The following is a 2809-nucleotide window of genomic DNA, read 5'->3' as shown; positions in this document are numbered from 1 at the left end:
CGTCGGCCGCGCCGGCGGGGGCGGCGATGGCGTGGCCCAGCCGGCGCTCGCGCTCCACCACGGTGCGCAGGCGCGCCACGTGCTCCTCGGAGAGGTCGCTCATGTGGCTGCGGACGGGGACGTCCATCTCCCGGAGGAGGTTCACCAAGGCCTCCGCAGGAACACCCAGCTCCTTGGCGACTTCTAGGACTCGCATCAGTACGGCTCTCCTCCTCCACGATCCTGCATCAGGGGCAGCGCGCTTGCCAGCTCCATGACGCGGCGCGCGAAACTCGGGTCATTCAATCCAACGGCCGAAACCGGGCCCCGCCCAAGGGCGGCGCCCAGCTCGTCCTGCGTGCTGCAAACGGCGAAAGGGATCCCGCGGGCCTGGAGCAGCGGCACCAGCTTGCGGGCCTGCGTGGGCGACGCGTCGGCCGCCAGCACGGCGGCGGCCAGCTTTCCGTCGCGGGCGGCGCCGCGCACCATGTCCGTGCCCAGCACAAGGGCGCGGGCGCGCGCCGCCAGCCCCAGCAGGGACAGCAGCGCGCGCTGGGGCGCGCCAGGGGACGGTTCCGGCGGCGCGCGGCGTTCCATGCGGTTATTCAGAACCAGGCAAATTCTCCGAATCGTCCCCGAAAGTCAAGCCCGCATCGGGCTCGCCGGCCTCGTCGTCCGCCTGCGCGGCCGCCGATTCGTCCTCCTCTTCCTCCACCGTCAGCCGCTCGATCTCCGACACCAGCCGGTCGGCCTCGTCGCCGCCCAGCCCCGGGATGCGTAGGAAGTCCTCGCGCTCCATGTCGATGACGTCGTAGAACGTGTTGTACCCCGCGGCCTCCAGGGCGGCCAGGGTGGCCGGCGCCAAGTCCAGGTCGCGCAGCGAGAAATCCTGCGAGTCGTACTCGCCCTCGTCCCCGCCGCCGCCGCCGCCGAACAGCGCCGCCTCGGCCCCGCGCTCCAGCCACTCGCGGCTGCCGAACAGGTCCAGCTGCCAGCCGATGAGCTGGCTGGCCAGGCGCACGTTCTGCCCGTTGCGGCCGATGGCCAGCGACAGCTGGTCCTCGTCCACGATGGCCGTCATCGTGCGCGTCTCGTAGTTCGAGATCACCTTGGCGACCCGCGCCGGGGCCAGGGCCCGCTTGGCGTAGATCTCCGGGTCCGGGTGCCAGGGCACGATGTCGATGCGCTCGCCGCCCAGCTCCTGCACCACGGCGCGGACGCGCGATCCCTTGAGGCCCACGCAGGCGCCCACGGGGTCGATGCTCTCGTCGCGGCTGCTGACGGCGATCTTGCTGCGGAAGCCCACCTCGCGCGCGGCGCCGCGGATCTCCACGATGCCCTGCTGGATCTCGGGCACCTCGAGCTTGAAGAGCGCCGCCACGAACAGCGGGTCGGCGCGCGACAGGATCAGCCGCGGGCCCTTGGGCGTCTCCTCCACCTTCTTGAGCACGGCGCGGATGGGCTCGCCCTGGCGAAAGCGCTCGCGGGGGTTCTGCTCCTTCCACGGGATGATGGCGTCGGCGTCGCGGCTGCGGTTGAGCATGAGCACCAGCTTGCCGCGCTCCACCTGCTGCGTCTCGCCGCTGAGCAGCTCGCCCACCCGGTGCTCGTACTCGTCGCGGATCTTTTGCCGCTCGCCCTCGCGGACGCGCTGCAGGATGCGCTGCTTGGCCGCCATGACGGCGTTGCGGCCAAAGTGCGCGAACTCCACGGGCACCTCCAGGATGTCGCCCACCTCGAACTCGGGGTCGTCCCAGCGGGCCTCTTCCAGCGAGATCTCGCGCGACGGATCCTCCACCTCGGCCACCACCTCCTTGAGCACGGTGATGCCGATGCGGCCGGTGTCCTCGTCGATCTCGATCTCGGCCTCGACGTTGGGGCCGTAGCGCTTGGCCAGGGCGGCAAGGATGCCGTCCTTGATCAGGTCGTACAGCTCGTCGCGCGAGATCGCCTTGTTCGCCGTCATCTCGCGGAACGCCGCGAGCACCTGCGTTGCGTTGTTCATGGCCGTCCAGATCCTTGTCGGTCAGGCAGAGCGTGGCGGGGAATTGCTTCAGCGGCCCTTCCCGCCGCGCTCCCAGCGGTACACCAGGTTGCCCCGGTCGATGTCCGCCAGCGGAATCTCCACGTCTTCGTCGTTCGGCAGGCGCAGCGCCACGCGTTGCGCCCCTTCGTCGCCCCGGAGGCCCAGGAGCACGCCTTCGAGCCGCCTGGCCCGGTCGGCCAGCACGCCGCGGCCCTTGACCGCGACCTCCGCGCCGGCAAAGCGCTCCCAGTCGCGGGGCCGCAGCAGCGGCCGCTCCACCCCGGGCGACGACACCTCCAGCACGTACCGGTCGCTGAGCCCCTCGCGCTGGTCCAGCCACGGCTCCAGCGCCCGGCTTACCCGGGCGCAGTCGTCCAGCGAGACGGAAGGCTCGCCCGGCCTGGAGTCTGGCAGGTCGATGGACAGGCGGAGGATGGGGCGCGCCTTGCTCCCGGCCTGCTCCAGCTCCACGAGCTCGAACCCCAGCTCCGCGACGCGCGGCTCCATCTGGGCCGCGAGCCCCTCGTCGTGCACCGCCATCTGAACCCTGGGTTGAGGCAATAAAAAAAGCGGGGCCGCCGCACCCCACTTCGCCGCGCGATCCGCCCGTGGGGGCGCTCGCCAGGTTCGGATACGCAACGAATATAGGCGCTGCGCGGGCGGCGTGCAACCACCGTGCTCGCGCGGGCGCCGTTTCGTCACGGGTTGTACACCGCACCCGGCCCCGTGTGCGCGACCGGCGGTTATCGCGCCTCCGTTGGGCCCACGAATCCCTCGGGGACACCCGAACGGCTTTCTCACGCA

At 71.2% G+C, this 2809-nt stretch carries 4 protein-coding genes; all 4 read right to left on the bottom strand.

What is annotated here, in order from left to right:
* A partial coding sequence (locus tag VFZ20_RS33005; protein ID WP_414682958.1) for a translation initiation factor IF-2 N-terminal domain-containing protein occupies nt 1-196 on the bottom strand: 196 nt, incomplete at its 3' end.
* On the bottom strand, nt 196-576 hold the full coding sequence (locus VFZ20_RS29560; protein WP_329687562.1) for a L7Ae/L30e/S12e/Gadd45 family ribosomal protein: 381 nt from the start codon (nt 574-576) through the stop codon (nt 196-198). The genes VFZ20_RS33005 and VFZ20_RS29560, both read right to left, overlap by 1 nt.
* A 4-nt stretch (nt 577-580) precedes the next feature.
* Nucleotides 581-1984, bottom strand: coding sequence for a transcription termination factor NusA (gene nusA / locus VFZ20_RS29555; RefSeq protein WP_329687561.1), 1404 nt, complete (start codon nt 1982-1984; stop codon nt 581-583).
* 48 nt (nt 1985-2032) lie between these two features.
* Entirely contained in the window at nt 2033-2545 is a 513-nt protein-coding gene (rimP, locus tag VFZ20_RS29550; RefSeq protein ID WP_329687560.1) for a ribosome maturation factor RimP, read from the bottom strand.
* Between the last annotated feature and the right edge of the window lie 264 nt (nt 2546-2809).

This window comes from Longimicrobium sp. (genome assembly GCF_036280135.1).
Classification (GTDB): domain Bacteria; phylum Gemmatimonadota; class Gemmatimonadetes; order Longimicrobiales; family Longimicrobiaceae; genus Longimicrobium.
Note: the sequence above shows the minus strand (reverse complement) of the source record. Positions and strands in the feature narration are given on the sequence as shown.

What these genes read in the sequence shown, in the direction of transcription:
- VFZ20_RS29560 (WP_329687562.1), bottom strand. Translation starts at nt 576, where the DNA reads ATGGAACGCCGCGCGCCGCCGGAACCGTCCCCTGGCGCGCCCCAGCGC.
- nusA (WP_329687561.1), bottom strand. Translation starts at nt 1,984, where the DNA reads ATGAACAACGCAACGCAGGTGCTCGCGGCGTTCCGCGAGATGACGGCG.
- rimP (WP_329687560.1), bottom strand. Translation starts at nt 2,545, where the DNA reads ATGGCGGTGCACGACGAGGGGCTCGCGGCCCAGATGGAGCCGCGCGTC.